The sequence below is a fragment of the Pseudomonas vanderleydeniana genome, assembly GCF_014268755.2.
Classification (GTDB): Bacteria; Pseudomonadota; Gammaproteobacteria; order Pseudomonadales; family Pseudomonadaceae; genus Aquipseudomonas; species Aquipseudomonas vanderleydeniana.
The window spans coordinates 2,943,424-2,969,329 of the sequence record NZ_CP077093.1; the positions used below are offsets into that span (position 1 = coordinate 2,943,424).

At 65.0% G+C, this 25,906-nt stretch carries 24 protein-coding genes and 1 pseudogene; 18 read left to right on the forward strand and 7 right to left on the reverse strand.

Features of this window, described 5'->3' with window-relative positions; genetic code table 11:
* Positions 1–24 precede the first annotated feature (24 nt).
* The 6 genes from HU752_RS13320 to HU752_RS13345 all read left to right on the forward strand — a co-directional run bounded on the left by HU752_RS13320 (position 25) and on the right by HU752_RS13345 (position 7,264).
* Positions 25–1,656 (forward strand): 5-guanidino-2-oxopentanoate decarboxylase, encoded by a 1,632-nt coding sequence (locus HU752_RS13320; protein ID WP_186680036.1) that lies wholly within the window; start codon positions 25–27, stop codon positions 1,654–1,656.
* A 149-nt stretch (positions 1,657–1,805) separates the two neighbouring features.
* Positions 1,806–3,809 (forward strand): aminotransferase class I/II-fold pyridoxal phosphate-dependent enzyme, encoded by a 2,004-nt coding sequence (locus HU752_RS31955; protein ID WP_186680044.1) that lies wholly within the window; start codon positions 1,806–1,808, stop codon positions 3,807–3,809.
* 27 nt (positions 3,810–3,836) lie between these two features.
* The gene (locus tag HU752_RS13330) at positions 3,837–4,619 is read left to right on the forward strand and encodes a transporter substrate-binding domain-containing protein (protein WP_186680045.1); all 783 of its coding nucleotides are present in this window, start codon (positions 3,837–3,839) and stop codon (positions 4,617–4,619) included.
* A 223-nt stretch (positions 4,620–4,842) separates the two neighbouring features.
* Positions 4,843–5,556: an ABC transporter permease gene (locus HU752_RS13335; protein ID WP_186680046.1), complete on the forward strand. Its 714-nt coding sequence runs from the start codon at positions 4,843–4,845 to the stop codon at positions 5,554–5,556.
* A gap of 5 nt (positions 5,557–5,561) precedes the next feature.
* Positions 5,562–6,260 carry an ABC transporter permease gene (locus HU752_RS13340; protein ID WP_186680049.1) on the forward strand — a complete coding sequence of 233 codons (699 nt, stop codon included), beginning with the start codon at positions 5,562–5,564 and terminating at the stop codon, positions 6,258–6,260.
* Positions 6,260–7,264, forward strand: coding sequence for a DMT family transporter (locus HU752_RS13345; RefSeq protein ID WP_186680050.1), 1,005 nt, complete (start codon positions 6,260–6,262; stop codon positions 7,262–7,264). Before HU752_RS13340 ends, HU752_RS13345 begins: the two co-directional genes overlap by 1 nt.
* On the opposite strand, the pseudogene HU752_RS31740 reads toward HU752_RS13345, so the two are convergent.
* Positions 7,220–7,756 (reverse strand): annotated as a pseudogene (locus tag HU752_RS31740) (TetR/AcrR family transcriptional regulator); the annotation flags it as partial. The gene HU752_RS13345 and the pseudogene HU752_RS31740 sit on opposite strands and share 45 nt — an antisense overlap.
* A gap of 106 nt (positions 7,757–7,862) precedes the next feature.
* On the opposite strand from HU752_RS31740, the gene HU752_RS13350 reads away from it, so the two are divergent.
* Complete coding sequence (locus HU752_RS13350) at positions 7,863–8,879, forward strand: M14 family metallopeptidase (RefSeq protein ID WP_186680051.1); 1,017 nt, start codon at positions 7,863–7,865, stop codon at positions 8,877–8,879.
* Between the two features lie 9 nt (positions 8,880–8,888).
* On the opposite strand, the gene HU752_RS13355 is transcribed toward HU752_RS13350, so the two are convergent.
* Positions 8,889–10,025, reverse strand: a complete 1,137-nt coding sequence (locus HU752_RS13355) for an aKG-HExxH-type peptide beta-hydroxylase (RefSeq protein ID WP_186680052.1) — start codon at positions 10,023–10,025, stop codon at positions 8,889–8,891.
* 405 nt (positions 10,026–10,430) lie between these two features.
* Here HU752_RS13355 and lexA point away from each other — a divergent pair, with 405 nt between their 5' ends.
* The 4 genes from lexA to HU752_RS13375 are packed head-to-tail and all read left to right on the forward strand — an operon-like array spanning position 10,431 to position 16,171.
* On the forward strand, positions 10,431–11,051 hold the full coding sequence (lexA, locus tag HU752_RS13360) for a transcriptional repressor LexA (protein ID WP_186680053.1): 621 nt from the start codon (positions 10,431–10,433) through the stop codon (positions 11,049–11,051).
* Positions 11,051–11,668, forward strand: a complete 618-nt coding sequence (imuA, locus tag HU752_RS13365) for a translesion DNA synthesis-associated protein ImuA (protein ID WP_186680060.1) — start codon at positions 11,051–11,053, stop codon at positions 11,666–11,668. Before lexA ends, imuA begins: the two co-directional genes overlap by 1 nt.
* 7 nt (positions 11,669–11,675) lie before the next feature.
* On the forward strand, positions 11,676–13,094 hold the full coding sequence (locus HU752_RS13370) for a Y-family DNA polymerase (protein WP_186680062.1): 1,419 nt from the start codon (positions 11,676–11,678) through the stop codon (positions 13,092–13,094).
* The gene (locus HU752_RS13375) at positions 13,091–16,171 is read left to right on the forward strand and encodes an error-prone DNA polymerase (protein ID WP_186680064.1); all 3,081 of its coding nucleotides are present in this window, start codon (positions 13,091–13,093) and stop codon (positions 16,169–16,171) included. The genes HU752_RS13370 and HU752_RS13375 overlap by 4 nt, the downstream gene beginning before the upstream one ends.
* A gap of 27 nt (positions 16,172–16,198) precedes the next feature.
* On the opposite strand, the gene HU752_RS13380 is transcribed toward HU752_RS13375, so the two are convergent.
* Positions 16,199–16,432: a YgdI/YgdR family lipoprotein gene (locus tag HU752_RS13380; protein ID WP_186680066.1), complete on the reverse strand. Its 234-nt coding sequence runs from the start codon at positions 16,430–16,432 to the stop codon at positions 16,199–16,201.
* A 130-nt stretch (positions 16,433–16,562) separates the two neighbouring features.
* Here HU752_RS13380 and HU752_RS13385 point away from each other — a divergent pair, with 130 nt between their 5' ends.
* Positions 16,563–17,261, forward strand: coding sequence for a glutathione S-transferase N-terminal domain-containing protein (locus HU752_RS13385; RefSeq protein ID WP_186680068.1), 699 nt, complete (start codon positions 16,563–16,565; stop codon positions 17,259–17,261).
* Between the two features lie 24 nt (positions 17,262–17,285).
* Here the strand turns inward: HU752_RS13385 and HU752_RS13390 are convergent, their stop codons facing one another.
* Positions 17,286–18,125: an NAD-dependent protein deacetylase gene (locus HU752_RS13390; protein WP_186680070.1), complete on the reverse strand. Its 840-nt coding sequence runs from the start codon at positions 18,123–18,125 to the stop codon at positions 17,286–17,288.
* Between the two features lie 139 nt (positions 18,126–18,264).
* Here HU752_RS13390 and HU752_RS13395 point away from each other — a divergent pair, with 139 nt between their 5' ends.
* Positions 18,265–18,720, forward strand: a complete 456-nt coding sequence (locus HU752_RS13395) for a GNAT family N-acetyltransferase (RefSeq protein WP_186680072.1) — start codon at positions 18,265–18,267, stop codon at positions 18,718–18,720.
* Positions 18,721–18,724: 4 nt separating this feature from the next.
* Here HU752_RS13395 and HU752_RS13400 read toward each other — a convergent pair whose 3' ends face one another.
* Together HU752_RS13400 and HU752_RS13405 are read right to left on the reverse strand one after the other, a co-directional pair.
* The gene (locus HU752_RS13400) at positions 18,725–19,069 is read right to left on the reverse strand and encodes an FKBP-type peptidyl-prolyl cis-trans isomerase (protein ID WP_186680075.1); all 345 of its coding nucleotides are present in this window, start codon (positions 19,067–19,069) and stop codon (positions 18,725–18,727) included.
* Positions 19,066–19,551 (reverse strand): Rrf2 family transcriptional regulator, encoded by a 486-nt coding sequence (locus HU752_RS13405; protein WP_186680078.1) that lies wholly within the window; start codon positions 19,549–19,551, stop codon positions 19,066–19,068. Before HU752_RS13405 ends, HU752_RS13400 begins: the two co-directional genes overlap by 4 nt.
* Positions 19,552–19,690: 139 nt before the next feature.
* Here HU752_RS13405 and HU752_RS13410 point away from each other — a divergent pair, with 139 nt between their 5' ends.
* From HU752_RS13410 to HU752_RS13430, 5 genes are all read left to right on the forward strand, one after another.
* On the forward strand, positions 19,691–20,599 hold the full coding sequence (locus HU752_RS13410; protein ID WP_186680081.1) for an NAD(P)/FAD-dependent oxidoreductase: 909 nt from the start codon (positions 19,691–19,693) through the stop codon (positions 20,597–20,599).
* A gap of 91 nt (positions 20,600–20,690) precedes the next feature.
* Positions 20,691–21,767 (forward strand): sensor domain-containing diguanylate cyclase, encoded by a 1,077-nt coding sequence (locus HU752_RS13415; RefSeq protein ID WP_186680084.1) that lies wholly within the window; start codon positions 20,691–20,693, stop codon positions 21,765–21,767.
* 152 nt (positions 21,768–21,919) lie between these two features.
* Positions 21,920–22,939 carry a branched-chain amino acid aminotransferase gene (locus tag HU752_RS13420; RefSeq protein ID WP_186680087.1) on the forward strand — a complete coding sequence of 340 codons (1,020 nt, stop codon included), beginning with the start codon at positions 21,920–21,922 and terminating at the stop codon, positions 22,937–22,939.
* Between the two features lie 170 nt (positions 22,940–23,109).
* Positions 23,110–24,330, forward strand: a complete 1,221-nt coding sequence (locus tag HU752_RS13425) for a putative DNA modification/repair radical SAM protein (protein WP_186680090.1) — start codon at positions 23,110–23,112, stop codon at positions 24,328–24,330.
* A complete protein-coding gene (locus HU752_RS13430) occupies positions 24,327–25,187 on the forward strand; it encodes a TIGR03915 family putative DNA repair protein (RefSeq protein WP_186680093.1) in 861 nt (286 codons plus the stop codon). Before HU752_RS13425 ends, HU752_RS13430 begins: the two co-directional genes overlap by 4 nt.
* Before the next feature lie 16 nt (positions 25,188–25,203).
* Here HU752_RS13430 and nfsB read toward each other — a convergent pair whose 3' ends face one another.
* The gene (gene nfsB, locus HU752_RS13435; protein WP_186680096.1) at positions 25,204–25,860 is read right to left on the reverse strand and encodes an oxygen-insensitive NAD(P)H nitroreductase; all 657 of its coding nucleotides are present in this window, start codon (positions 25,858–25,860) and stop codon (positions 25,204–25,206) included.
* Positions 25,861–25,906: the final 46 nt, after the last annotated feature.

A 25,906-nucleotide genomic window follows, 5' to 3' on the forward strand; every position in this document is an offset into this window, starting at 1 on the left:
ACAACAACAAAGGCGAGGGCTGGCATGAACTCCCCATCGATTCCCGACGTTTCCCCGACCCCCCTCACCGGTGGCCAGGCCCTGGTCCGGCTATTGGCCCACTACGGTGTCGACACGGTGTTCGGCATTCCTGGCGTGCACACCCTGGAGCTGTATCGCGGGCTGCCCGGCAGCGGTATCCGCCATGTGCTGACCCGCCACGAGCAGGGTGCCGGATTCATGGCCGACGGCTATGCGCGGGTCAGTGGCCAGCCGGGCGTCTGCTTCATCATCACCGGCCCGGGGGTGACCAACGCGGCCACGGCCATTGGCCAGGCCTATGCCGACTCGATTCCACTGCTGGTGATTTCCAGCGTCAACCAGACCGCCAGCCTGGGCAAGGGCTGGGGTTGCCTGCACGAGACCCAGGACCAGCGGGCAATCACCGCGCCGATCACCGCGTTTTCCGCAGTGGCCTTGAACACCGACGACCTGCCTGAGCTTATTGCCCGTGCCTATGCCGTATTCGACAGCGAGCGGCCGCGGCCGGTGCATATTTCGGTACCGCTGGATGTGCTGGCCGGGCCGGTCAGTCGCGACTGGAGCGCCGAGGTGGTACGTCGTCCAGGACGGGGGTTGCCTGCTGCACCGGCACTGGAAGAGGCGGTCCGGCGCCTGCAACAGGCCCGACGACCGATGATCATCGCCGGTGGCGGTGCACTGGCTGCTGGCGCAGAGCTGAAGATGCTGAGCGAGCGCCTGGCGGCACCGGTGTTCACCAGTGTCGCCGGCAAGGGGCTGCTGCTCCCGGACATGCCGCTCAACGCCGGCTCCAGCCTGTGCGTCGAACCCGGTTGGACGCTGATCGGCCAGGCTGACCTGATACTCGCGGTCGGCACCGAAATGGCCGATACCGACTACTGGCGTGAACGCCTGCCGCTGACCGGCGAGGTGATCCGGGTCGATATCGACCCGCGCAAGTTCAATGATTTCTATCCCTGCCGTGTCGCACTGCACGGGGATGCACAGCAGACCCTGGCAGCCTTGCTGGCACGGCTGCCGACGGCGCCCCGGGATGCCACGCAGGCGAGCAGGGCAGTGGCGGCCTTGAAGGCCGCCGTGCGCGAAGGTCAGGGTGCTTTGCAGAACATCCACCAGCGAATTCTCGATTGCATCGAGGCGACGTTGCCGGCCAATGCGTTCATCAGCAGCGACATGACCCAGTTGGCCTATACCGGCAACTACGCCTTCGCCAGCCGCGCGCCGCGCAGTTGGTTGCATCCCACCGGCTACGGCACGCTCGGCTATGGCCTGCCAGCGGGAATCGGTGCCAAGTTCGGGGCGCCGCAACGTCCCGGGTTGGTCCTGGTAGGCGATGGCGGTTTTCTCTACACGGCCCAGGAACTGGCCACGGCGGTCGAGGAGTTGGACAGCCCGCTGGTGGTGCTGCTGTGGAACAACGATGCCCTCGGCCAGATCCGTGACGACATGCTCAACCTGGACATCGAGCCGATCGGGGTATTGCCGCGTAATCCGGATTTTGCACTGCTGGCCCGGGCCTTCGGCTGCCGGGTGGCGCAGCCGCAGGACCTGGACGAGCTCGAGCGTGACCTGCGGGCCGGGTTCGACCACGCCGGGGTGACGCTGATCGAGCTCAGGCACGCCTGCGTGCGCTAGTGCACTGTCGTGAAAACGACCTGTTTGCACTGAACGCGAAGCCTGCGTTCTTTCGCTGTTGAACGAGTGTTCAGTCTTGGCTATGTTGGCTCCACCACCCCCGGTTGGTTGCGGGCTTGCGTTTCTTCATCTTCGAATGAGGCACTGGCATGCGGTTTTCACCCTTTGTTGAGCGGATCAGTGGCCAGGGCGTCGCTGCCTGGGACATCCATCACGCGGCGTTCGAAGCCCAGCGTCGCGGCGAGGATGTGATCATCCTCAGCGTGGGCGATCCGGATTTCCCTACCCCTGACTTCATCACCGAGGCGGCCATCGAGGCCCTGCGCGAAGGTGACACCCACTACACCGAAATCGCCGGTCGCCTGGCACTGCGCGAGGCCATCGCGGCCCGCTACGGCCAGCGGCTGGACCGCCAGTTGCAGGCGGCGAATGTGATCACCGTGGCCGGGGCGCAGAACGCGCTGTTCATCACCTCGCTGTGCCTGCTCAATGCCGGCGACGAGGTGATCGCCCTGGACCCGATGTACGTGACCTACGAGGCCACGCTCAAGGCCTGCGGCGCAACCCTGGTGCGTGTGCCCTGTGCGGCGGACGCGAGCTTTCGGCTCGATGCCGCGCTGTTGGCCAAGGCCATCACCGCGCGTACCCGGGCGATCTTCTTCTCCAACCCGAACAACCCCACTGGAGTGGTACTGGGGCGCGAGGAGCTGCAGGCGATTGCCGAGCTGGCCATCGCCCATGACCTGTGGGTGGTGGTGGATGAGGTCTACGAAAGCCTCGCTTTCGAGCGTGAGCATCTGAGCCTGGCGGCCTTGCCGGGCATGGCCGAGCGCTGCGTGACCATCGGCAGCCTGTCCAAGTCCCACGCCATGACCGGCTGGCGCATCGGCTGGATCGTCGCCAACGAAACCCTGGTGATCCATGCCGAGACCCTGGTGCTGAGCATGCTCTACGGCTTGCCCGGTTTCGTCATGGAGGCCGCGCTCAAGGCGGTGCAGGCCCATGACGAGGTGACCCAGGGCATGCGCGACATCTATCGTCGACGCCGTGACCTGGTCGTGCAGGGGCTGTCCGGCTGCCCGGGGATCGCCGTGCTCAAGCCTGACGCCGGCATGTTCGTGCTGCTCGACGTGCGCCAGACCGGTCTCGGTTCCCTGGAGTTCGCCTGGCGGCTGTTGCGCGAAGCCGGGGTTTCGGTGCTCGATGCCGCCGCGTTCGGCGAGCCGGCGCAGGGCTTCGTGCGGCTGTCCTTCACGCTTGGCGAGGAGCGCCTGTCCGAGGCCTGCCAACGGATTCGCGAGTTCGTCGGGCGGCTTGCCGGTGAGCCCGCACGGACCCGGGTCGAGCCGATGGTTCAGCCGCCGGCGGCACAGCCGGAGGCGATCCGGCCGATGATCGAGGTCGACCGTCTGCACAAGCGTTTCGGCAATATCGAGGTGCTCAAGGGCGTTTCGCTGACCGCGCGTGAAGGTGACGTGATTTCGCTGATCGGTGCCAGCGGGTCGGGCAAGAGCACCTTGCTGCGCTGCATCAATATGCTCGAGGTGCCGGACCAGGGCCGCATCCTGGTCGACGGCGAAAGCATCCAGCTCAACTATGACCGGCCCGGTGCGCCGCTGGTGGCCGATGCCCGGCAACTGGTGCGCATCCGCTCGACCCTGGGCATGGTGTTCCAGAACTTCAACCTCTGGCCCCACCGCACGGTGCTGGAGAACCTGATCGAGGCGCCGACCCAGGTCCTGCGCGAGAGCCGGGCCGAGGCCACCGAACGGGCCGAGGCGCTGCTCGAACGGGTAGGGCTGGCGGCCAAGCGCAACGAGTATCCGGCCTTTCTCTCTGGAGGCCAGCAACAGCGGGTGGCAATCGCCCGGGCCCTGGCCATGCGGCCCAAGGTCATGCTGTTCGATGAGCCCACCTCGGCACTTGACCCGGAGCTGGTCGGCGAAGTGCTGCGGGTGATCCGCTCCCTCGCCGAAGAAGGCCGGACCATGATCCTGGTGACCCACGAGATGGCCTTTGCCCGCGATGTCTCTTCCAAGGTGGCCTTCCTGCACCAGGGGCTGATCGAGGAAACCGGCACGCCCGATGAAGTGTTCGTACACCCACGCAGTGAGCGCTGCCGGCAGTTCGTCAACGCTCATCAAACTCGCTAACGCATCATGAAAAGACGAGGCAACACCATGGGAAATCGACGTTTGGCAAACTGGTTGGCCGGCGCGGCCTGCCTCCTCCTGGCCGGCATGAGTGCTGTGCAGGCTCAACCGATCCGTTTCGCGGTGGCGGCCGAGCCCTATCCGCCGTACACCGAGAAACAGGCCAATGGGGAGTGGAAGGGCTTCGAGGTCGACCTGATCCACAAGCTGTGCAGTGAAATGAAGGCCGAGTGCGAGATCAAGGAAGTGGCCTGGGACGGGATCATTCCGTCGCTGCTGGCGAAGAAGATCGACGTGATCTTCTCCTCGATGTCGGTGACCGATGAGCGGGAGAAGCAGATCGCCTTCAGCAAGGCCTACTACGACGCGGCCGTCGCGCTCGTCGGTCCCAAGGGCACTTCGGTGAAGAAGTACCCGGATGACCTCAAGGGCAAGATCATCGGCGTGCAGAACTCCACCGTCAGTGCCAGTTACCTGAAGGCCTACTACGAGAAGATCGCCGACGTGAAGTACTACGACACCCAGGACTCGGCCAACGCCGACCTGATCGCCGGACGCATCGACCTGATGATGGCGGATGCCACGGCCATGGTGGCCTTCGTCAAGACTCCGGATGCCAAGGACCTGGCCTACCTCGGCCCGGTGCCCTATGACCCGCTCTTCGGCCGCGGCGTGGGCGCCGGCTTGCGCAAGGACGACACCGAGCTCAAGGCCCGGCTGGACAAGGCCATCACCACCTTGCTGGCGAGCAAGGACTACGACGAACTTTCCCAGAGCTACTTCGGTACCAGCGTGAAGCCGGCGTTCTGATTCGGCGGTGATCAAGCTCGTTGTGGCGAGCGGGCTTGCCCGCGCTGGGCCGCGCAGCGGCGCCAAAACCTGACAGCCCAGTGCATCAGGCAGAGCGCATGCGCAGGTTTGTGACTGCTTCGCAGTCGAGCGCGGCGGTGCGGCGTCCCGACAAGCCCGCTCACCACCGGATGGGGGTAGGCCGCAGGGTTTTCAGCTTACTGGTGGTTCAGGGGAGAGTGAAATGCCAGCGATGTTCGAATTGATCGATTTCAGCGAGCAGGGATGGGGGAGTGCGCTGCTCAAGGGGCTCTGGATGACCCTGCAGATTTCCGCCGGCGCCTTCGTCGTCGGGGTGTTCATCGGCCTGGTGGTGGCGTGCCTGAAGCTTGGCGGGCCACGGCCGGTCGCCGCGCTGATGCGGGGCTACACCACCCTGTTTCGCGCGGTACCGGAGTTGCTGTTGATCCTGCTGCTGTACTACGTCGGCTCCATGCTGCTCAATTCGCTGCTGGCCCACTTCGGCCGGCAGCCGATGAATGTCAGCGGTCCGCTGGCGGCAATCCTGGTGCTGGGGCTGGTGCAGGGCGCCTACGCCTCGGAGATCTTCCGCGCGGCAATCCAGGCGATTCCCTACGGCCAGATCGAGGCGGCCAAGGCCTATGGGCTCACCGGCCTGGGCCTGTTTCGGCGGGTGACGCTGCCGATCATGGCGCCCCATGCCATGGCCGGCATGGCCAACCTGTGGATCAACCTGATCAAGGACAGTGCGCTGATCAGCGTGGTCGGTACCAATGAACTGCTGTACACCGCCAAGCAGGGCGCCGGTTCGACGCGTCACTACCTGCTGTTCTATCTCACCGCTGCCGCGCTGTACTACGCGGTGACCCTGGTGTCCAACTACCTGTCGGGCCGGCTCGAGCGACGGATCCGTCGCTGGATGCCTTTGGCTGAGTGACCGAAATGATTCCAGCCTGGATGTTCGAATACACGGCCCTGCTGGGGCGAGGATTGCAGACCACGGTCGGCATTCTGTTGATCTCCAGTGTGCTGGGCTTCGTGCTGGCGGTCCTGGTGGCCCTGGCGCGGTTGTCGAAAAACCGCCTGGTCGCCAAGGCCAGCCTGTTCTACACCAGCGTGCTGCGCGGGACGCCGCTGCTGATCCAGATCTACATCTTCTACTACGGCCTGGGCAGCCTGTTCGCGCAGTTCCCGCTGATTCGCGGCAGCTTTCTCTGGCCCTACCTGCGCGACGGCTACTGGTACATCGTCTTCGCCCTGGTGCTGTCGGTGGGCGCCTATGTCGGCGAGGTGATCCGGGGTGGCCTGCTGGCGGTGCCCAAGGGCGAGATGGAGGCGGCCTCGGCCTTCGGCATGACGCCGCGCCAGGCCTTGCTGCGGGTGCGCCTGCCCAGGGCCCTGCGGTTGTTGCTGCCGACATTGGCGGGGGAGACGGTGATGCTGCTCAAGTCCACGGCACTGGCCTCGACCATCGCGGTGATCGACCTGCTGGGCGCGGCCAACGTGGTGCGTGCGCAGACCCTGCAGGTGTACGAGCCGCTGCTGCTGGTGGCGGGCGTCTATGTCTGCCTGACGTTCCTGATTGAGGCATTGTTCGCCTTCGCCGAGCGGCGCGGCACGCCGCTGCGCAGGTCGGTGTGATGAACGTACCACGGGCCGACCGTTCGCTGCAGGGCATTGGCCTGTGCACCCTGGGCTATGCGTTCCTGGCCCTGCAGGATGCCGGTATCAAGTGGCTGGTGGCCGACTATTCGGTGGTCAGCATCCTGTTCTGGCGCAGCCTGGTAGTGGTGCTCGCCTGCCTGCTGATCGGTCGCCCGCGCCTGGTACGACGGGCCTGGCGCTCGCCGAGCCGGCGCCTGCTGGTGGTGCGCGGGCTGCTGTCGATCGTCGCCTGGCTGTTGTACTACACCGCCGCCCGCGACCTGAGCCTGGCGGAGATGACCACCCTGTATTTCTCGGCGCCGATCCTGGTCACGGTGCTGGCGGCGACGATCCTCAAGGAGCGCGCCAGCGGTTGGCAATGGTTCAGCCTGATCGTCGGTTTCGTCGGTGTGCTGATTGCCTGCCGCCCGAGCCAGCTGAGCGATCCATGGCCGGTCGTGCTGACCCTGTTGGCGGCGCTGTGCTGGGCCTTCACCTATATCCAGCTGCGCCAGGTGGATGAGCAGACCTCGGTGCTGGAGCAGATGCTGATCACCAACGTGGTGTTCGTGCTGTGCATGCTGCTGGCATTGCCCTGGACCCATACTCCGGCACCGACCCCGGCCTGGCTGGGCATGCTCGCCGCCGGGCTGGTCGGGGGGATTGGCCAGTTCCTGCTGTTCGCCAGCTTCCAGCGGGCCACGGCGATCCTGCTGGCACCGTTCGAGTACACCGGGCTGGTCTGGGCATTCCTGCTGTCGAACCTGGTCTGGGGCACGCTGATGGATGTGTCGCTGATGGTCGGTGCGGGGCTGATCGCGGTCAGTGGCACCCTGGCAATGATCTTCGGCCGGCACGCGTCACAGGACGTCGTGGGTGTCGAATGCTCCGTTTCGCAGCCCCTTTATCCAGCAGCGGCAGATGTGCAGGCCGTTGGCGGGGCTGAAGGTCTCGGGGTTGAGGCACCACTCGAGCCAGAGTCCGTCGAGCATCGCCGATAGGCCGATGGCGGCCAGGCGAGTGTCACGGATCACGAAGCCTTCGCTGTCGGCCAGGCCGTCGAGCAGTTGGTGGATCAGGTCGAGGTAGGCGCGATAGCTGCGCTCGTGGGACTGGCTGACGTGTTCGGAGTGGCGGATCAGGCTCCAGAACACCACCCAGACACCGAGTAGTTGCGGGTCCATGACCCGTGGCGAGAAGGAGCCGACCAGGAATGCTTCGAGTTTTTCCGCAGGGCTGCCGGCCTGGTCGACTTCATCGAGCAGGGCCGTGGTCAGCTCGCTGGCGAGCTTGTGGTAGGTATCGGCGATCAGGGCGTCGATGCTGCCGAAATGATGATTGAGCAGGCCGACGGAGACACCGGCCTCGCTGGCGATGCGTCGCACCGAGATGCCGGCATGACCGTCCCGGGCCAGGCAGCGCAGGGTGGCGGCGATCAGCAGGTCACGGCGCTCGTCGGGTTCGGCACGGCGGAATTTTGGAGTGTCGGTCACACGAGGGTCCTTGGGCGATTCAGCTGGGAAAAGCTTAATTGAACGTATGTTCAATTTCTACTGTCGACGGCAACGATTTTCCATGTTCATGACGGGAGGGCGGAGGATGGCGCAGGACGTTTCGTTCAATGTGCACAACAACAATGGTGATCCGGTCCGGGTCGACGCCTGGCGTTTTGGTGACCCGGACAACGGGCTGAAGGTACATCTGCAGGCCGGGGTCCACGCCGATGAAATCGCCGGGATGCTGGTGCTGCACCTGTTGATGCAGCGGCTGGCCGGCGCCGAGTCCGCCGGACGGCTCAACGGCAGTGTGACCGTGGTGCCGCAGGCCAACCCGCTGGGCATCGGGCAGTTTCGCCAGGGGCGTATCCTCGGGCGATTCCACGAGGCCACCGGGCAGAATTTCAACCGCGCGTTCGACCAGTCGGCGGCGCTGGGCCGCTGCGCGACCAATGTCCAGGCGTGGCAGCGCAAGCTGGTGGAGTTGGCGGCCCCGGCGGACGTGATGCTCGACCTGCACACCGACGACGAAGCGCTGCCCTATCTCTACCTGCACCGCAGTTTCTGGCCCCGTGGCCGGGCCCTGGCCACGGCGATGAAAATGGATGTGGCGATCATCTGGGACGAGGGCGGCGAGGGTTCCTTCGAGGAAACCGTCATCGCCCCCTGGCTGCGGGCCGGGGACACGGCCGGGCGCATGGCGGCCACGCTGGAGTTGCGCGGGCAGGGTGATGTCGCCGATCACCTCGCCGGGCAGGATGCCGCGGGCCTGTATGCCTGGCTGTGTGACCAGGGCGTGGTCGATGAAAAACCGGTTGTCGATGACTGGCCGGTCGAGGCGATGGAAATGGGCCATATGGAAACCATCCTGGCGCCTTGCCCGGGCGTGTTGGTCTTCGAAAGGGAACTGGGTGAGTGGGTCGAGGAGGGCCAGCGTTTTGCGCGGATCGTTCGCCGGCCGGGAGACCCGTCCTCGGAGGTGGTACTGCAGGCCGAACAGGCCGGACGCATGCTGACCCGCCATCGCGATCGGCTGGTCCCCCAGGGCATGGTGGTGGCGAAGTTCACCGGCCGGCGCCTGTCGCGCCACTGGACGGGTGGCCTGCTGGACCCGAACTGAGCGCTCGGCTCAAACCGCCAGGCGCATGTCGTGCAACTGGCCGGTACGGGCCAGCAGGTTGGCGTGCTGTTGCTCCCGTGTCAGGACCTCCTCGACCAGATGAGCCAGCAGCAGGCGACCGCGAGGCGTGAATTCGCGGCTGCTGGTCAGTGTCGGCAGGGCACGACCCAGGCCGCGCAGTATGAAGACCAGGTGCTCTTCGGCCCGTTGCATTTCGCTGGCCGGACGCTGGCGCACGCGCTCCAGGTACTTGAGTCGCATCAGTTGGGCGAAGAACGCCTGGAAGTATTCGGCCAGGCCACAGGGCCGGTTCGACCAGGGCAGGAGATACAGGCGTTCTTCATCGGCCTGCGGATCGACGACCGGGCAGAGTTCCTCGATGCAATAGAGCAACTGGTGGGCGGTTTCGCGAACCAGCGACTCTTCGACTTCGAGTAGCGAGTGGTCCCTGGCCGACAGCAGGATCGCACCGCTGAAACGCCTGGCCGAGCCGGTGCGAAAGTGGCCGTCCGGCAGGTAGCCGATGAGTCGGACCAGGTGGCGGAACTGTTCGTGGCAGCCAGGCCAGGTCATGGCGATGCGCGACAGTGCGACATTCACCACGTCGCCGAAGAAGTGAATGGAGTAGCCGGTGTTCTCCAGGGCTTGGCGGGTCGCCTCGTCGCTTGGAAATTCGTAGGTGGGGGCGAGTTCGGCAGCGATCAGCGGGTCGATGTCGAAGCGTCTGATGGGCGGGCGGTTGGCCGACGGGTGTTGTGCGGCGGCCTGGGCAAGGCGCAGCAGGATATCCGGCAATGCCTGCAGGTTTTCCAGCAGGTCGCCACGCCCGGACTGCAGGCCATCGAGCACTTGGTGGGTCAGGTAGACGGAGCGGCGCGCCCAGATCTGGAAGACCGGCTCATTGATGATTGCCCGCCGTTCCAGGGGCGGCAGCAGGATCAGGTTGGCCGTGCTGGCAAAGAACCCGTCGAGCTCGGGTGTGGCAGGGAACAGGCGATAGGCTTCGGCATAGAGGGTGGCGAGGGTGGTGTAGCGATCCTGGCTGAGCTGGTCCAGCAGGTGATTGAAACGGTTGGGAGTCGCATCGGGCAGGAACGTGTTGTTCTGGAACAGGTCATCGAGTTCAGCCGGTTGTTTTGGATGCATGCGGATGGCCTCCTGGCGCAAGTTTCCATTTTTATCGTAATAGTCCATTGGCTGGACTTGGCTTTGTGACTTTCCTTATTTTTTTGATGGGAGCTGAGGTGGCGTATTTAAAGGGCTTTTGAGGATTTTTATGTCGAGCTCAATCTGAATATAACGATTTGATGGCTGTTTTCAATATTCATTGAGCGTTATTCGAGTGAGGTGATTTGTTGTTTTTCTAGTGTGTTATTTAAGAACTTTCCTACATGTATTGAATTTGCAAATTAAGTTTGCCAATCCATTCGGCTCATGTCGTTTTCAGCGATTCTGTGGGCATGGCTCTACGACCAGGGCGATGACCTGGTGGGCGACCATGACAAGGGATCGACTGGCGGCTCTTGTCAGGAAAATCCCACAGGAGTACAAATGTACTCCATGACCCATCTCACTCCCCGCCGTTCCGCCATCCTGACCTTCATCCGCGACCGCATCGCGGACCACGGTCAGCCCCCGAGCCTCGCCGAGATCGCCGAGGCCTTTGGCTTTGCCTCGCGCAGCGTGGCCCGCAAGCACGTCGTGGCACTGGCCGAAGCCGGTTTCATCGAGGTCAACGCCCACCAGGCGCGAGGTATCCGCCTGCTCAACCAGCCGGCACGTCCGAGCCTGCTGGAGATTCCGCTGCTGGGGCGGGTGGCGGCCGGGCGGCCGATCGATGTCGACGCTCAGGTCCACGAGCGCCTGTGGCTCGACCCGGCGCTGTTTTCCCGCACGCCGGATTTCCTGTTGCGGGTCCAGGGCGACTCGATGATTGGCGACGGTATCCTCGACGGCGACCTGGTGGCGGTGCGGCGCAATGTCGAGGTACGCAATGGTCAGATCGTCGTCGCCCGGCTCGACGGCGAAGTCACCATCAAGCGTTTCGAGCGCAGCGCCACAGGCATCCGCCTGTTGGCCCGCAACCCGGCCTATGCCCCGATCGTCGTCGACCCTGAACACCAGGAGCTGGCCATCGAAGGGGTGTTCTGTGGCCTGGTGAGGCAAGGCTGATGGGCGCCGTGGTCGCGCTCGACTCGCTGCTGGATGAGCGGCGGGTCTGGAAGGGCCGGCCGGCGGTACAGGCCGCCCGCTTGCCCTCGACCGGGCATGCCCGGCTCGATGCGGTGTTGCCCGGTGGTGGTTGGCCGGAATCGGCGCTGACGGAGATCCTGGTGGCCGGCGAGGGCGTGGGCGAGCTGCAACTGGTCTGGCCGACCCTGGCACGGTTGTCGGCCAGTGGTGAGCGGATCGTGCTGGTGGCGCCACCCCATGTGCCTTACCCCCAGGCCTGGTTGAGTGCCGGGGTCGACCTGCGGCAGTTGTCGGTGCTCCAGGCCGCGCCCCGCGATGCCCTGTGGGCCGCCGAGCAGTGCCTGCGCTCCGGTAGTTGCGGTGCCGTGCTGTGCTGGCCGCAACAGGCCGATGACCGGGCGCTGCGGCGCCTGCAGGTGGCGGCGGAAAGCGGCCAGACCCTGGCCTTCGTCTATCGCCCGCTGGAAGAGGCGGTCAACCCGTCGCCCGCGCCCCTGCGACTGGCCATCGACGGCCAGCCCGCGCGGTTGCGCGTTCTCAAGTGTCGCGGCGGCCTGGCTCATTCGGCACCCATCGCCTTTGGCGCGGGGCATTGAGGTTGGCATGCGCTGGGTCTGCATCGTGTTCCCGCAATTGGCGCTGGACGGTGTGTTGCGGCGAGTCCCCGAGCCCGACGCACCGCTGGCGCTGCTGAGCGGTTCGCCGCAGCGGCGGGTGCTGCAGGCGGTGAACGCTTCGGCCCGGGCCCTGGGCCTGTGTCCCGGGCAATCGTTGACGGCCGCCCATGCCTTGACCAAGGCGTTCGCCACGGCCGAGTACGACCCTGCCGAAATCGAACAATGGCAGCAGTTGCTCGCTGCCTGGGCCTATCGTTTCAGTTCCCAGGTCAGCCTGCGTTATCCGCGGGCCCTGCTGTTCGAGATCGAGTCCAGCCTGGGTCTGTTCGGCCCCTGGCCGCAGTTGGAAGCCCGCTTGCGCCAGGAGTTGACCGAACTGGGCTTTCGCCATCGAATCGTCGTGGCGCCGCATCCGGCGGCGGCCAGGGTGCTGGCCAATGCCTATGACGGCTTGGCCCTGGCCGACGAGGCCGTCCTGCGCCACACCCTGGGGCAGATGCCCATCGACCGGATCGGCCTGGAGCCGGGGATGGCCACGGCCTTGTCACGCATGGGCCTGCGCACCTTGCAGCAGGTGCTGGCATTGCCCCGGCACAGCCTGGCACGGCGCTTCGAGGCGTCCCTGCTCAAGCATATCGATACCTTGCTCGGTGAGCGGCCGCTGGCTCTGGCCTTCTACCTGCCGCCGGATCGTTTCGCCGCGCGCATCGAGCTGAACTTCGATGTGACGTCCCACCAGGCCCTGTTGTTTCCCCTGCGGCGGTTGACCGGCGACCTGGCGGCGTTTCTCTGTGGGCGCGACAGCGGTGTGCAGCGCTTCGACCTGATCCTGGAGCATGCCGAAGGCGTCGAGACGCGGATCAAGGTCGGCCTGCTCAGCGCCGAACGCGATCCGGCGATGCTCTTCGAACTGGCCCGCGGGCGCCTGGAGCAGGTCCAGGTCGAGTCGGCGGCGCGCGGTTTTCGCCTGGAGGCCGAGGACCTGCCGAGCTTTGTCCCGCAGCACCGCGAGCTGTTCGACGAGCGTCCGCAGCAGTCCCTGCCCTGGGAGCAGTTGCGCGAGCGCCTGCGTGCCCGGCTCGGCGACGAGGCTGTGCAGGGCTTGTGCTTCCAGGCCGATCACCGTCCCGAATGTGCCTGGCAGCCGCTCTCGGCCAGTACGCCGGGCCCGTTGTCCCAGCTCGGGCCGTTGCGTCCGGGCTGGTTGCTCAGGGAGCCGCTGCCATTGCCCGAGCAGGCGGTGCGGGTCCTGCTCGGGCCGGAACGCATCGAGTCGGGCTGGTGGGATGGGGCGGATGTGCGCCGCGATTACTACCGGGTCGAGCTTCGCGGTGGTCGACAGGCCTGGGCCTATCGCCCGGTGGGTGAGCAGGGGCCGCTGCTGCTGCAGGGCTGGTTCGCATGAATGGCGAGTACGCGGAGCTGCATTGCCTGTCGAACTTCAGTTTCCAGCGTGGTGCTTCCAGTGCCCGGGAATTGTTCGAGCGGGCCCGGGAGCAAGGCTACCAGGCCCTGGCGATCACCGACGAATGCACCCTGGCCGGTATCGTGCGGGCCTGGCAGGCGGCACAGGACTGCGAGCTGCCGCTGATCATCGGCAGTGAAATGCAGATCGAGAACGGTCCTCGGGTGGTCCTGCTGGTGGAGGACCTGGCAGGTTACCAGGTGCTCTGCCGATTGATCACCCAGGCCCGGCGGCGGGTGGAGAAAGGCCGTTACCAGGTGCTGCGCGAGGACTTCGACCAGCCATTGCCGGGGTTGCTGGCCCTGTGGCTGCCCGGGCCGGACCTCTCTGAAACGGATGGCCGCTGGTTGCGCGAGCGCTTTCCCGAACGCCTGTGGCTGGCCGTGGAGCTGCATTGCGGCGAGGACGACCAGGGCCGCCTGGCGCGTCTGCAGGCCCTGGCCGCCACGCTGGCGATTCCCGCCGTGGCCAGCGGGGACGTGCACATGCACGTGCGCAGCCGCCGTGCCTTGCAGGACACCATGACTGCCATTCGCCTGCACGTTCGCGTGGCCGAGGCCGGGCAGCAGCTGCATGCCAACGGCGAGCGGCACCTGCGCAGCCTGGATGTCCTGCGTAGCATCTATCCACCTGCCTTGCTGGCCGAGACCCTGGTGATCGCCCGGCGCTGTCGCTTCGCGCTCGACCAGCTGAATTACCAGTACCCCCGCGAGCTGGTACCCGAAGGACAGACGCCGGCCTCCTGGCTACGGCACCTGACGGAGGAGGGGGTTGTCCGTCGCTGGCCCGGTGGGATCAGCCAGCAGGTTCGGGACCTGATTGAAAAGGAACTGACACTGATCGCCGAACTGGACTACGACAGCTATTTCCTGACGGTACAGGACATCGTCCAGTTTGCCCGCAGCCAGGACATTCTCTGCCAGGGGCGTGGTTCGGCGGCGAACTCGGTGGTGTGCTACGCCCTGGGCATTACCGAGCTGAACCCGGACCGCTCCAACCTGTTGTTCGAGCGCTTTCTGTCCCGCGAGCGCAACGAGCCACCGGATATCGATGTCGACTTCGAGCACGAGCGCCGCGAGGAAGTGCTGCAGTACGTTTTCCGCCGTTATGGTCGCGGACGGGCGGCACTGACCGCAGTGGTCAGCACCTATCATGGTGCCGGTGCGGTACGGGATGTGGCCAAGGCACTGGGCTTGCCGCCGGACCAGGTCAATGCCCTGGCCGATGCCTGTGGCCGCTGGAGCGATGAACCGCCGTCGGCCGAGCGCTTGCGCGAGAACGGTTTCGATCCCGACAGCCCGGTGTTGCGCCGAGTGCTGGGGCTGACCCGGCAACTGATCGGCTTTCCCCGGCACCTGTCCCAGCACCCGGGTGGCTTCGTGATTTCCGAGCAGCCGCTGGACACCCTGGTGCCGGTGGAAAACGCCAGCATGGCCGAGCGGACGATCATCCAGTGGGACAAGGACGACCTGGACAAGGTCGGCCTGCTCAAGGTCGATGTCCTGGCCCTGGGCATGCTCAGCGCCCTGCGGCGCTGTTTCGAGCTGGTGCAGCAGTATCGCGGCGGGCCGCGCTGGACCCTGGCGAGCATTCCGGCGGATGACGCGGCGACCTACGAGATGATCGGCCGGGCCGATACCATCGGCGTGTTCCAGATCGAGTCGCGGGCGCAGATGTCGATGCTGCCACGGCTCAAGCCGAAGAACTTCTATGACCTGGTGATCGAGGTGGCGATCGTCCGGCCTGGGCCGATCCAGGGCGGCATGGTGCATCCGTACCTGCGCCGGCGACACGGTGATGAGCCCGAGACCTATCCGTCAGACGATCTCAAGGACGTACTGGCGCGGACCAAGGGCGTGCCGCTGTTCCAGGAGCAGGTGATGCAGATTGCCGTGGTCGCGGCGGGCTACACGCCTGGCGAGGCCGATCAGTTGCGCCGTTCCATGGCCGCCTGGAAACGTCATGGCGGGCTTGAACCCCATCGCAAGCGACTGGCCGATGGCATGGCGGCGCGCGGCTACAAACCGGAGTTCGCCGCGCAGATCTTCGAACAGATCAAGGGCTTTGGCAGCTACGGCTTTCCCGAATCCCATGCCGCCAGCTTTGCCCTGCTGACCTACGCCAGTTGCTGGCTCAAGTGTCATGAGCCGGCGGCGTTTGCCTGCGCGCTGATCAACAGCTGGCCGATGGGCTTCTACAGCCCCGACCAGATCCTCCAGGACGCCCGCCGTCATCGCTTGCAGATTCGCCCGGTGGATGTGCGCGCCAGTCACTGGGATTGCAGCCTGGAACCGGACGAAGGCGCCCAGCCGGCCCTGCGCCTGGGGCTGCGGATGATTCGCGGGTTTCGCGAGGAGGATGCGCGTCAGATCGAGGCGGCCAGGCAGCGGCAGGGTTTTGCGGATATTGCCGACCTGATCGACCGGTCGCGGCTCGATGCCCGGGCCCGTGAATTGTTGGCGGATGCCGGAGCCCTGCGCGGTCTGGCGGGCAACCGCTACCGTGCCCGCTGGGAAGTGGCCGGGGTCGACCGGCAACTGGGATTGTTCGCCGGCTTGTCGCGGGAGGTTGAGACGGCGGTGGCCTTGCCGCAGCCGAGTGTCGGCGAGGACCTGCAAGCCGACTATGCCAGCCTGGGCACGACCCTGGGACCGCATCCGCTGGCCCTGCTGCGCGGGCAGTTGCGTGCCTTGCGTTGCCGCAGTTCACGGGAGTTGCGGGCCCTCGAACCGGGGCGTTCGGTGAGCATCGTCGGCCTGGTGACCGGGCGCCAGCGCCCGGGTACGGCCAGCGGCGTGACCTTCGTCACCCTGGAGGATGAGTTCGGCAACACCAACGTGGTGGTCTGGCGCGACCTGGCCGAACGTCAGCGGCAGGTGCTGGTGGGAGCGCAATTGCTGAGGGTCGATGGACGCCTGGAGGCCGAGGGCGACGTACGCAATGTAATTGCCGGGCGCCTGAGCGACCTGAGTTCGATGCTGGCGGATATCACCGTGCGGAGCCGGGATTTCCGCTGAGCCCCTATGGTTCCCACAAGGAAGGACTCAGTCTTCGGCCTTGACCGTCGCCACATCGGAAGCCTTGACCCGCACCTTCTTCCCGGAAATGTCGCGGAACTCGTAGAACCCATCGGCACCATGGGTCTTGGGCATGTCTTTGGTCAGGTACTGGGTGCCGTTCTGCAAGGTCACGACCGTGGGCGTCGAGCATCCGCCCAGGGCCAGCAGGGTGGCCGTCAGCAGGGACAGGCTCAGGGGTCTCAGGCTTTTCAAGGGCATGGGGGTCTCCAGGTTCACAGGTTCGGTGGTCTCTATCGTAAATTGCCGGGCTAGACAGGGTGAGCATGTCCGTCGGCTGTGCCTATAATCGGCTCGATCGTTGTTCCCAGTCGCCAGCCGGAAGCCTTTCATGACCGATCTTTCGTCGTTCGCCATTACGCAGAAATGGCCTGCTCAACATCCAGACCGCATTCAGCTGTATTCGTTGCCGACCCCCAATGGTGTCAAGGTGTCGATCCTGCTCGAGGAACTGGGCCTGCCCTACGAGCCGCATCTGGTCAGCTTTGCCACCAATGACCAGTTGACCCCGGAGTTCATGTCACTGAACCCGAACAACAAGATTCCTGCCATTATCGACCCGAATGGCCCGGGCGGCCAGCCGCTGCCGCTGTTCGAGTCCGGTGCGATCCTGATCTACCTCGCCGAGAAGGCCGGCCGCCTGATCGGCGCGGACCCGGCCAGCCGTTATGAAACCATCCAGTGGCTGATGTTCCAGATGGGCGGGATCGGGCCGATGTTCGGCCAGCTCGGTTTCTTCAACAAGTTCGCCGGCAAGGACTACGAGGACAAGCGGCCACGTGACCGTTATGTCGCCGAAAGCAAGCGCCTGCTGGGCGTGCTCAACCAGCGCCTGGAAAACCGTCGCTGGATCATGGGCGACGAATACAGCATCGCCGATATCGCCACCTTCCCGTGGATTCGCAACCTGATCGGTTTCTACGAGGCCGGCGATCTGGTCGGTATCCAGGACTTCCCGCACGTCACCCGGGCGCTGGCAGACTTCCTCGATCGGCCGGCAGTGGCCAAGGGACTGACCATTCCGGGCTGAGTCGAACGCTCGAAGCCTTGCCGATCAGCCCAGGCGTTCGGCAAGCAAGGGCAGCAAGTGCTCGCAGGACGCTTCGAACTTGAAGTCCAGCAGCTCGTCGGCGCGGGTCTTGCCCAGGTTGATGGCTATCAGCGGCTTGCCGCGCTCGACCACGCGCTTGCACAGGCGAAAGGCCGAATAGGCCATCAGCGACGAGCCGACCACCAGCAGTCCCTGGGCCTGTTCGGCACAGGCCAGGGCGCGACTGGCGGTCAGTGGGGCGACATTTTCGCCGAAGAACACCACATCCGGTTTCAGCCGTTCGCCCTGGCAATGTGGGCAGCGGGGTACCTGGAAGTCCGATTCGAAGTGGGTCTCGAGCAGGGTATCGCCATCGGGTGCCTGCGTCGCCTCGACCTGCAGCAGATAGGCGTTCCGTGTTTCCAGTTCGAGTTGCACGGCATCGCGTTCCAGGCGGGCGCCACAATCGAGGCACAGCACCTTGTGCAGGCTGCCATGCAGTTCGATCACGTCCTGGCTGCCGGCCTGCTCATGCAGGGTATCGACGTTCTGGGTGATCAGGCCGCTCAGGTGCTGGCGTGCCTGCAGCTGGGCCAGTGCCTGGTGGGCCGCGTTCGGCCTGGCCTGGCGGACCCGCGGCCAGCCGAGCATGGCCCGGGCCCAGTAGCGCCGACGGGCCTGGGGCGAGCCGAGAAACTCCTGGATCATCATCGGTGGCTTGCCCCGGCGAACGCCAGCGCTGTCACGGTAGTCCGGGATGCCGGAGGAGGTGCTGATGCCGGCACCGGTCAGCACCAGGAAGGGCCGCCCGGTCATCAGGGGCAGGAGGGTTTCCAGGGCGATATCGACTTGCGAGTCGGGCATGGGGCATCTCCAGGCGATCGAACGGCGGGGGCTGCCCAAGGATAGTCGCTGGGTTTCCCGCGCAACAAGCCTGCCCTTGCCGGAGAAGAGCGGGGCGTAGGATAGTCACCCCTGGTGAGGAGACACTCGAGGTCAGCCCATGACTTGCAGCATTCGCCTGGCCCGCGACGCGGATGCCGAGGCCATCAGCCAGGTGATCATCCAGGCCCTGCGTGAAAGCAATGCCGAGGACTATGCGTCAGCGGTGATCGAGCGGGTCGAGCAGAGCTTCGGCCCGCAGGACGTGCGTAGTCTGTTGGGGATCCGGACCATGCTGGTGGCGCAGGAAGGGGAGCGGGTCGTCGGCACCGCCAGCCTTGATGGCGAGGTGGTGCGCAGCGTCTTCGTGGCGCCGGATACCCAGGGGACGGGGGTCGGTCGGGCGTTGCTGGCCGAGGTGGTCCGGCTGGCCCGGGAGGCCGGCATCAGCCTGTTGAAGGTGCCTTCGACGGTGACCGCCGAAGGCTTCTATGCCCGGTTGGGTTTCGAGGCCGTGCGCGATGCCTGGCACGGCGAGGAGCGCACCATCGTCATGCAGCTACGGCTGGGTAGCTGACGACTCAATCGTCGCGGGTCAGCACTTCCAGCAACTCGATCTCGAAGGTCAGGTCGGCACCGGGTGCCACGCGTGAACCCATGCCGCGTTCGCCGTAGGCCAGATGCGCCGGTACGAACAGACGGCGCTTGCCACCGACCTTCATGCCCATCAGGCCGATATCCCAGCCCTTGATCACCCGGCCGGTGCCGATCACGCACTGGAACGGCTTGCCACGGCTGTAGGATGAGTCGAATTCGCTGCCATCGGCGAGTGCGCCGCGGTATTGGGTGGTGATCAGCGCGCCCTTGACCACGGCCTTGCCGTCGCCCTCGAGCAGGTCGGTGACCTGCAGTTCTGTCTCTGTCATGACTTCTCCAGGGTTGGCACCCCATGAATGATTTCCAGGTCGGGGTTTTCCGCCCGTTTCTGCGCCATGCGTCGATCGAAATCGTTCGCCAGTTCGGCCAGGGTCACTTGCCCCAGACGGCTGATCAGCAGGGCTTCGGCTTCCTGCAGCACATCGGTCAGGCGGGCGTTGACCGCCTGTTCCACCAGGCACTGCGGCTCCTCGCGGGAAAGCCCCATGGCAAATACCTCCGGAGCGCCAAGGGCGCGGTGGATGTCGAGCAGGGTGATTTCGTTCAGCGGGCGGGCCAGGCTCCAGCCACCACCGTGGCCTTTTTCCGAACGCACGTAGCCGTGCTCGCGCAGTCCGGCCATGGTCCGGCGGACCACCACCGGGTTGGTGCGCAGCATCTGCGCGATGGTCTCGGAGGTGGCGCGCTGGTCGTGACGGTCCATGTGGATCAGCACGTGCAGCATGCGGGAAAGGCGACTGTCGTTGCGCATGGGGCGTTTCGCGGGTGAAAGAACAGTGGGTACGTATAGCAAAATCAACCGTCCGTAACAAGAAAAGTTACGGGAGTTGACGTGATGGCTTTACGTAACTTATAAAGTTTCGTGAGTTCAATTCACGAGGAATCTGCTCATGTCTCATTTCGTAGTGGTGGTGGGTGCCAGTTTTGCCGGATTGTCGGCGGCCATGCAGTTGGCCCGTGCCCGGCAGCGGGTGCTGCTGGTCGACTCAGGCTTGCCGCGCAACCGCTTCGCCGCGCATTCCCATGGTTTTCTCGGCCAGGACGGCCAGCCACCGCTGGCGATCCGCGAGGAGGCCTTGCGCCAGCTGCTGCGTTATCCGACCGTCGAGTTCGTGCAGGGGGAAGTGGTTTCGGCGCATCGCGTCGAGGCCGGGTTTGCCGTGTTGCTCGCCGATGGCCGGGAAGAACTGGCGGCCCGCCTGGTCCTGGCTACCGGCCTACGTGACGAACTGCCGGCGATTCCCGGTCTGCAGGAGCGCTGGGGCACTACGGTGCTGCATTGTCCGTATTGCCATGGCTATGAGGTGCGTGACCGGGCCCTGGGGGTACTGGCGACCATGCCACTGTCCGCACACCAGGCCGGCATGATCCCGGATTGGGGGCCGACGGTGTATTTCACCCAGGGCCAGTTCGAGCCAGATGCCGAGCAGTTGGCGCATCTGCAGGCACGCGGCGTGCGCATCGAGCGGACCCCGGTGGTCGAGCTGCTGGGGACGGCCCCGGCGCTTGAGGCCGTCCGCTTGAGTGATGGCCGGCTGGTGTCGGTACAGGCGCTGTTCACCGCTCCTCGCACCTACATGGCCAGCCCGCTGGCTGAACAACTCGGCTGTGAATTCGAGGAAGGGCCGAACGGCCTCTACCTGCGGGTGGATGCACGCAAGGAGACGACGGTGCCGGGTGTGTTTGCCGCCGGCGATGCCGCCAGCCCCATGCATAACGCGACATTGGCCTCGGCAGCCGGGGTCATGGCCGGTTTTGGCGTGCACCAGTCGTTGATGCTTGCGGCGCATGGCCACTAAACAGCTATAGGCACACCTCTGGTATGGACTAATATAGCCACTGGCTATTTACCTTTTGTGTGCCCATGTTCAAGTTTACTGGTTTTCACGGATGAGCGGATGGATCGGGGCGCTTGTCGCGGTGCCGATGGTCACCTTGATTGTCGTGCTTTGGTGGCGCGAGCGTTCGGCTCGTCGGGAGCTGGCCGAGTGTCGGGTGTTGTTGCACCAGTTGAGTGAATGCAAGCGCCGCGGCGAGACCACCGACGATGCCGAGCGCTTCCGGCGCAGCCAGTATTTCGCCCGGATCGGCACCTGGGACTGGGACGTCGATACCGAGAAACTCTACTGGTCGGAAGCCATATACGGCATGTTCGGCTACAAGGTCGACGAAGTGGTGCCGTCCTACGAACTGTTCTGCGCCAGCGTGCACCCCGATGACCGGGCCAAGGTGCGCGCCGGGGAACTGCGCTGCATCGAGACCGGCGAGAATCACGACGAGGAATACCGGGTGGTCTGGCCGGACGGCAGCATCCATTGGCTGCGCGAGACCGGCAACGTGGTGAAGAACGTCCACGACTCAGTGATCAAGATGATGGGCGTGGTCCGCGATATCACCGAGGAAAAGGCCTGGGCCAGCCAGATGCATACCCTGGCCCACAACGATGCCCTGACCGGGCTGCCCAATCGCCTGGTTCTGGAGGAGCGGCTGTCCAGGGCGCTGGAGCGGGCCCGCGACAGCGGAACGCGGGTGGTCCTGGTGTTTCTCGACCTGAACGGCTTCAAGGACATCAACGATGCCCATGGGCACGCTGCCGGCGACCAGATCCTGGTTGCCACCGCGAACCGCCTGAAGAACCTGATGCGGGTCTCCGACACCGTGGCGCGTATCGGTGGCGACGAATTCGTGCTGATCTTCGAGGGGCTGGCGCAGCAGGGGATCGGGCTGTCGGAAGAAATCCATCGGTTGTGCGGCAAGGTGCTGATCGAGTTGTCGGTGCCGATCAGTGTCGATACCCAGCACGTTCGCATCGGTTCCAGCCTGGGCGTCGCGGTTTTCCCCGATCATGCCGTCAGCATGGACACCCTGATCCATATCGCCGACCTGGCGATGTACGATGCCAAGCGCAGCGGCAACAACCAGTACCGTCTCGGCCGGTCGGCGCCCCTGACAGCCAATATCGACTGACTGTCCGCTGGTCGCCAGGGAACAGGCATAAACGCATGTAGGACATGCATGTCGCCCAGGCTGCGATTTCCTCTCCGAATAGAGTATTGTGGGCGTCTGAGGAAAAAGTCATAAACCCGGAGTATCCGGGCCGTTATCAGATTGAGGGTGTCATGGGTCAGGAAAGCATCAACTGGGACAAGCTGGGTTTCGACTACATCAAGACCGACAAGCGCTACCTGTCTTACTTCCGTCAGGGTGAGTGGGACAATGGCGTGTTGACCGAAGACAACGTCCTGCATATCAGCGAAGGCTCGACCGCGCTGCATTACGGCCAGCAGTGCTTCGAGGGCCTGAAGGCCTACCGTTGCAAGGACGGCTCGATCAACCTGTTCCGGCCTGACCAGAACGCCGCACGCATGCAGCGCAGCTGCGCGCGCCTGCTGATGCCGGCACCGTCGACCGAAGCCTTCATCGAGGCGTGCAAGCAGGTGGTGAAAGCCAACGAGCGCTTCATTCCTCCGTACGGCACCGGTGGTGCACTGTACCTGCGTCCTTTCGTGATCGGCGTCGGTGACAACATTGGCGTGCGTACCGCGCCGGAGTTCATCTTCTCGGTGTTCTGCATCCCGGTCGGCCCGTACTTCAAGGGCGGCATGAAACCGCACAACTTCGTGATCTCCAGCTACGACCGTGCCGCTCCGCAGGGTACCGGTGCGGCCAAGGTCGGTGGCAACTACGCGGCCAGCCTGCTGCCGGGTTCCGAAGCCAAGAAGAATGGCTTTGCCGACAGCATCTACCTGGACCCGCTGACCCACTCGAAGATCGAGGAAGTGGGCTCGGCCAACTTCTTCGGTATCACCGCCAACAACGAGTTCGTCACGCCGAAGTCGCCTTCGGTACTGCCGGGTATCACCCGTCTGTCGCTGATCGAACTGGCCCAATCCCGCCTGGGCCTGAAAGTGGTGGAAGGCGATGTGCTGATCGACAAGATCTCCGACTTCACCGAAGCCGGTGCCTGCGGTACCGCTGCGGTGATCACCCCGATCGGTGGCATCGAGTACCAGGGCAAGCTGCACGTGTTCCACAGCGAGACCGAAGTCGGCCCGGTGACCCAGCGCCTGTACAAGGAGCTGACCGGCGTACAGACCGGTGACGTCGAGGCGCCAGCAGGCTGGATCGTCAAGGTCTGATCGGCTGAGCCAGACTGTCTGAAAGGCCCGGGGCGAGTGATCGCCGCGGGCCTTTCTGTTTCCGGAGCATTCGTTTGCGGAGCATGATTGACGGACCTTTCGCCTGAGGATGCTTGCATGTGTCGGATTCTCGGAATACTGTATGAATAATCAGTATTCGAGTCGATCCCATGCAGCTCATCGCCAAGCTCGGCATCCTTGCCGACGCCGCCAAATACGATGCCTCGTGCGCCAGCAGCGGCGCGCCCAAGCGCAGTTCCCGTGGCCGTGACGGGCTCGGTGCCACCGATGGCACGGGCATCTGCCACAGTTTCACACCGGATGGGCGCTGCGTCTCGCTGCTCAAGGTGCTGCTGACCAACTTCTGCCTCTACGACTGCCAGTATTGCGTCAATCGCCGTTCCAGCAACGTGCCGCGGGCGCGCTTCACGCCGGAAGAAGTGGTGCGCCTGACCCTCGATTTCTATCGACGCAACTGCATCAGCGGGTTGTTCCTCAGCTCCGGCATCATCCGCTCGGCCGACTACACCATGGAGCAGCTGATCCGGGTGGCGCGGTTGTTGCGCGAGGAACACCAGTTCCGTGGCTACATCCACCTCAAGACCATCCCCGATGCCGATCCGCTGCTGATCGAGGAGGCCGGGCGGTTGGCGGACCGCTTGAGCGTGAACATCGAGCTGCCCACCGAGGCCAGCCTCAAGCGCCTGGCGCCGGAGAAGCGGGTGACCAGCATTCGCCAGGCCATGGGCACCATTCACCTTGGCCAGCAGGCGGTGGCCGGGGAGGCCAGGGCCCCGCGCTTCACGCCGGCGGGGCAGAGTACCCAGGTGATCGTTGGCGCCGACGCCACGGATGACCGCACCATCCTGCGCAATGCCGAGTCGCTGTATCAGGGCTATGGCCTGCGCCGCGTCTACTACTCGGCGTTCAGCCCGATCCCCGACAGCCCCGGCAGCGTGCCGTTGGCCGCGCCACCGCTGTTGCGTGAGCACCGCCTGTACCAGGCCGACTTCCTGATGCGTGGCTATGGCTACAAGGCCGGCGAACTGTTGGAGCAGTCGAGCAACCTGGACCTGGACATCGACCCCAAGCTCGCCTGGGCGCTGGCCAATCGCGAGGTCTTCCCGCTGGACGTGAATCGGGCCGAACCGGCCTTGCTGGCACGTATCCCCGGGATCGGCCTGCGCAGCGTGCAGCGCATGGTCGCGCTGCGGCGCGAACGGCGCATCCGCTACGACGACCTGATCCAGTTGCGCTGCGTGCTGGACAAGGCCCGGCCGTTCATTGTCACCAGCGACTATCGGCCATCCCAGGCGGAGGCGTGCAGCGGTTTGCTGCGTACCCGCCTACGTGAGCCCCAGGCCCCGCTGCAGATGGGGTTGTGGGGGTGATCGCGCTGGACTGTGACGACGACTTCGCGACCTGGCGTGGCCAGGCACGGACTCTGCTCGGTCATGGTATCGACCCGGTCGACGTGACCTGGAGCCAGGGGCCGGTGGCTGATCTGCTGGCCGGTTCCACCCCCTTGCCGACAGGTCCTGGCGTGTTCTGCGCACGGGTGCCGGCAGCCTTGCTCACACAACTGGAGCAGGCTGCCCGCTATCGTGGCGAGCAGCGCTGGAACCTGTTGTATGAAGTGCTGTGGCGGGTCGCCCATGGGGACCGGACCGCCATGCTGGCCGGTGATCGCCTGGGCAGTGAGTTGCAACGGCGGATTCGCCAGGTGGGCCGTGAAGCTCATCACCTGCATGCCTTCGTGCGTTTCGTACCATTGCCCGACGCATTGGCCGAGCGGTTACAGCTGGACCTGGTGGCGTTCCATGAGCCGGCGCATGACATCCTTGCCAGCGCCAGTGGGCATTTCGCCGAGCGTCTGGGTCGGCAACGCTGGCTGATCGCAACGCCCCGTGATGGCATCCGTTTCGATGGTGAAGCCATGGACTATCGGCGCCACTGCCCGGAGCAATGGCGGCAGTGGGCCCGTCATGCCGAGGATCCCGGTGCCGAATTGTGGCTGACCTACTACCGGCACATTTTCAACCCGGCCCGGGTCAACCCCGATGCGATGCGCCAGCACATGCCCGGGCGTTTCTGGCGGCATCTGCCGGAAGGGCCGTTGATCCCGCGACTGGTCGGGCAGGCGCGGCAGGGCAAGCAGCGCGACGGGCAGGCGTTGGAGGTGGGCTTGCAGGAAGGCAAGCGGATCACGGACAGGAAGGGCTCGCCAGGCCAGGAGCTGGCGAGCTGAGGCCACCCAGGGGCGATCAGGCCAGGTGGGTGAACAGATAGTCTTCCGGCAGGCGCGACTTCGGCAGGGTGGCATTGAAGTCGCTGTCGCTGCGGTAGCCCAGGCAAACCAGTACCACGCTGGTCAAGCCCTGTGCGTGCAGGTTCAGTTCGGCGTCCACCGCCTTGGCATCGAAGCCTTCCATCGGCGTGGCGTCGATGCCCAGCGACGCGGCACCCAGCAGCAGGCTGCCGAGGGCCAGGTAGGTCTGCTTCTCCATCCAGTGCTGCAGGTCCTTCTGCTCGTAGCGGTGCAGGTCGACGAAGCCCGCGCGGATCTGTTGCTGGCCGCTGCGGGCAGTATCGCTGGCGAAGCGTCCATCTTCCTGCTCCTGGTGCAGGACCTTTTCCAGGTGGCTGTCGGTCATCCCGGTACGGGTGCACAGGGCAATCACGTGGGAGGCGTTCAGGATCTTCGGCTCGTTGTAGGCGAAGCGTCCTTCGGCGCCCTTGGCCAGGCGTGCCTTGCCCTCGGCTGTCGAGGCCACGATGAAGTGCGACGGCTGCGAGTTGACCGAGGAGGGCGCATTGCGCAGCAGCGTCAGCAGCTCGTCGATGGCCGCCTGTGGGATGCGTTTCGAGGCATCGTAGGCCTTGGTGGTGTAGCGCTGGGCGGTAATGTGCGCGAGGTTCATCAGTGACTCCATGCAAGCAGGATGAGGTGTTGGCGCTGATTCTGAT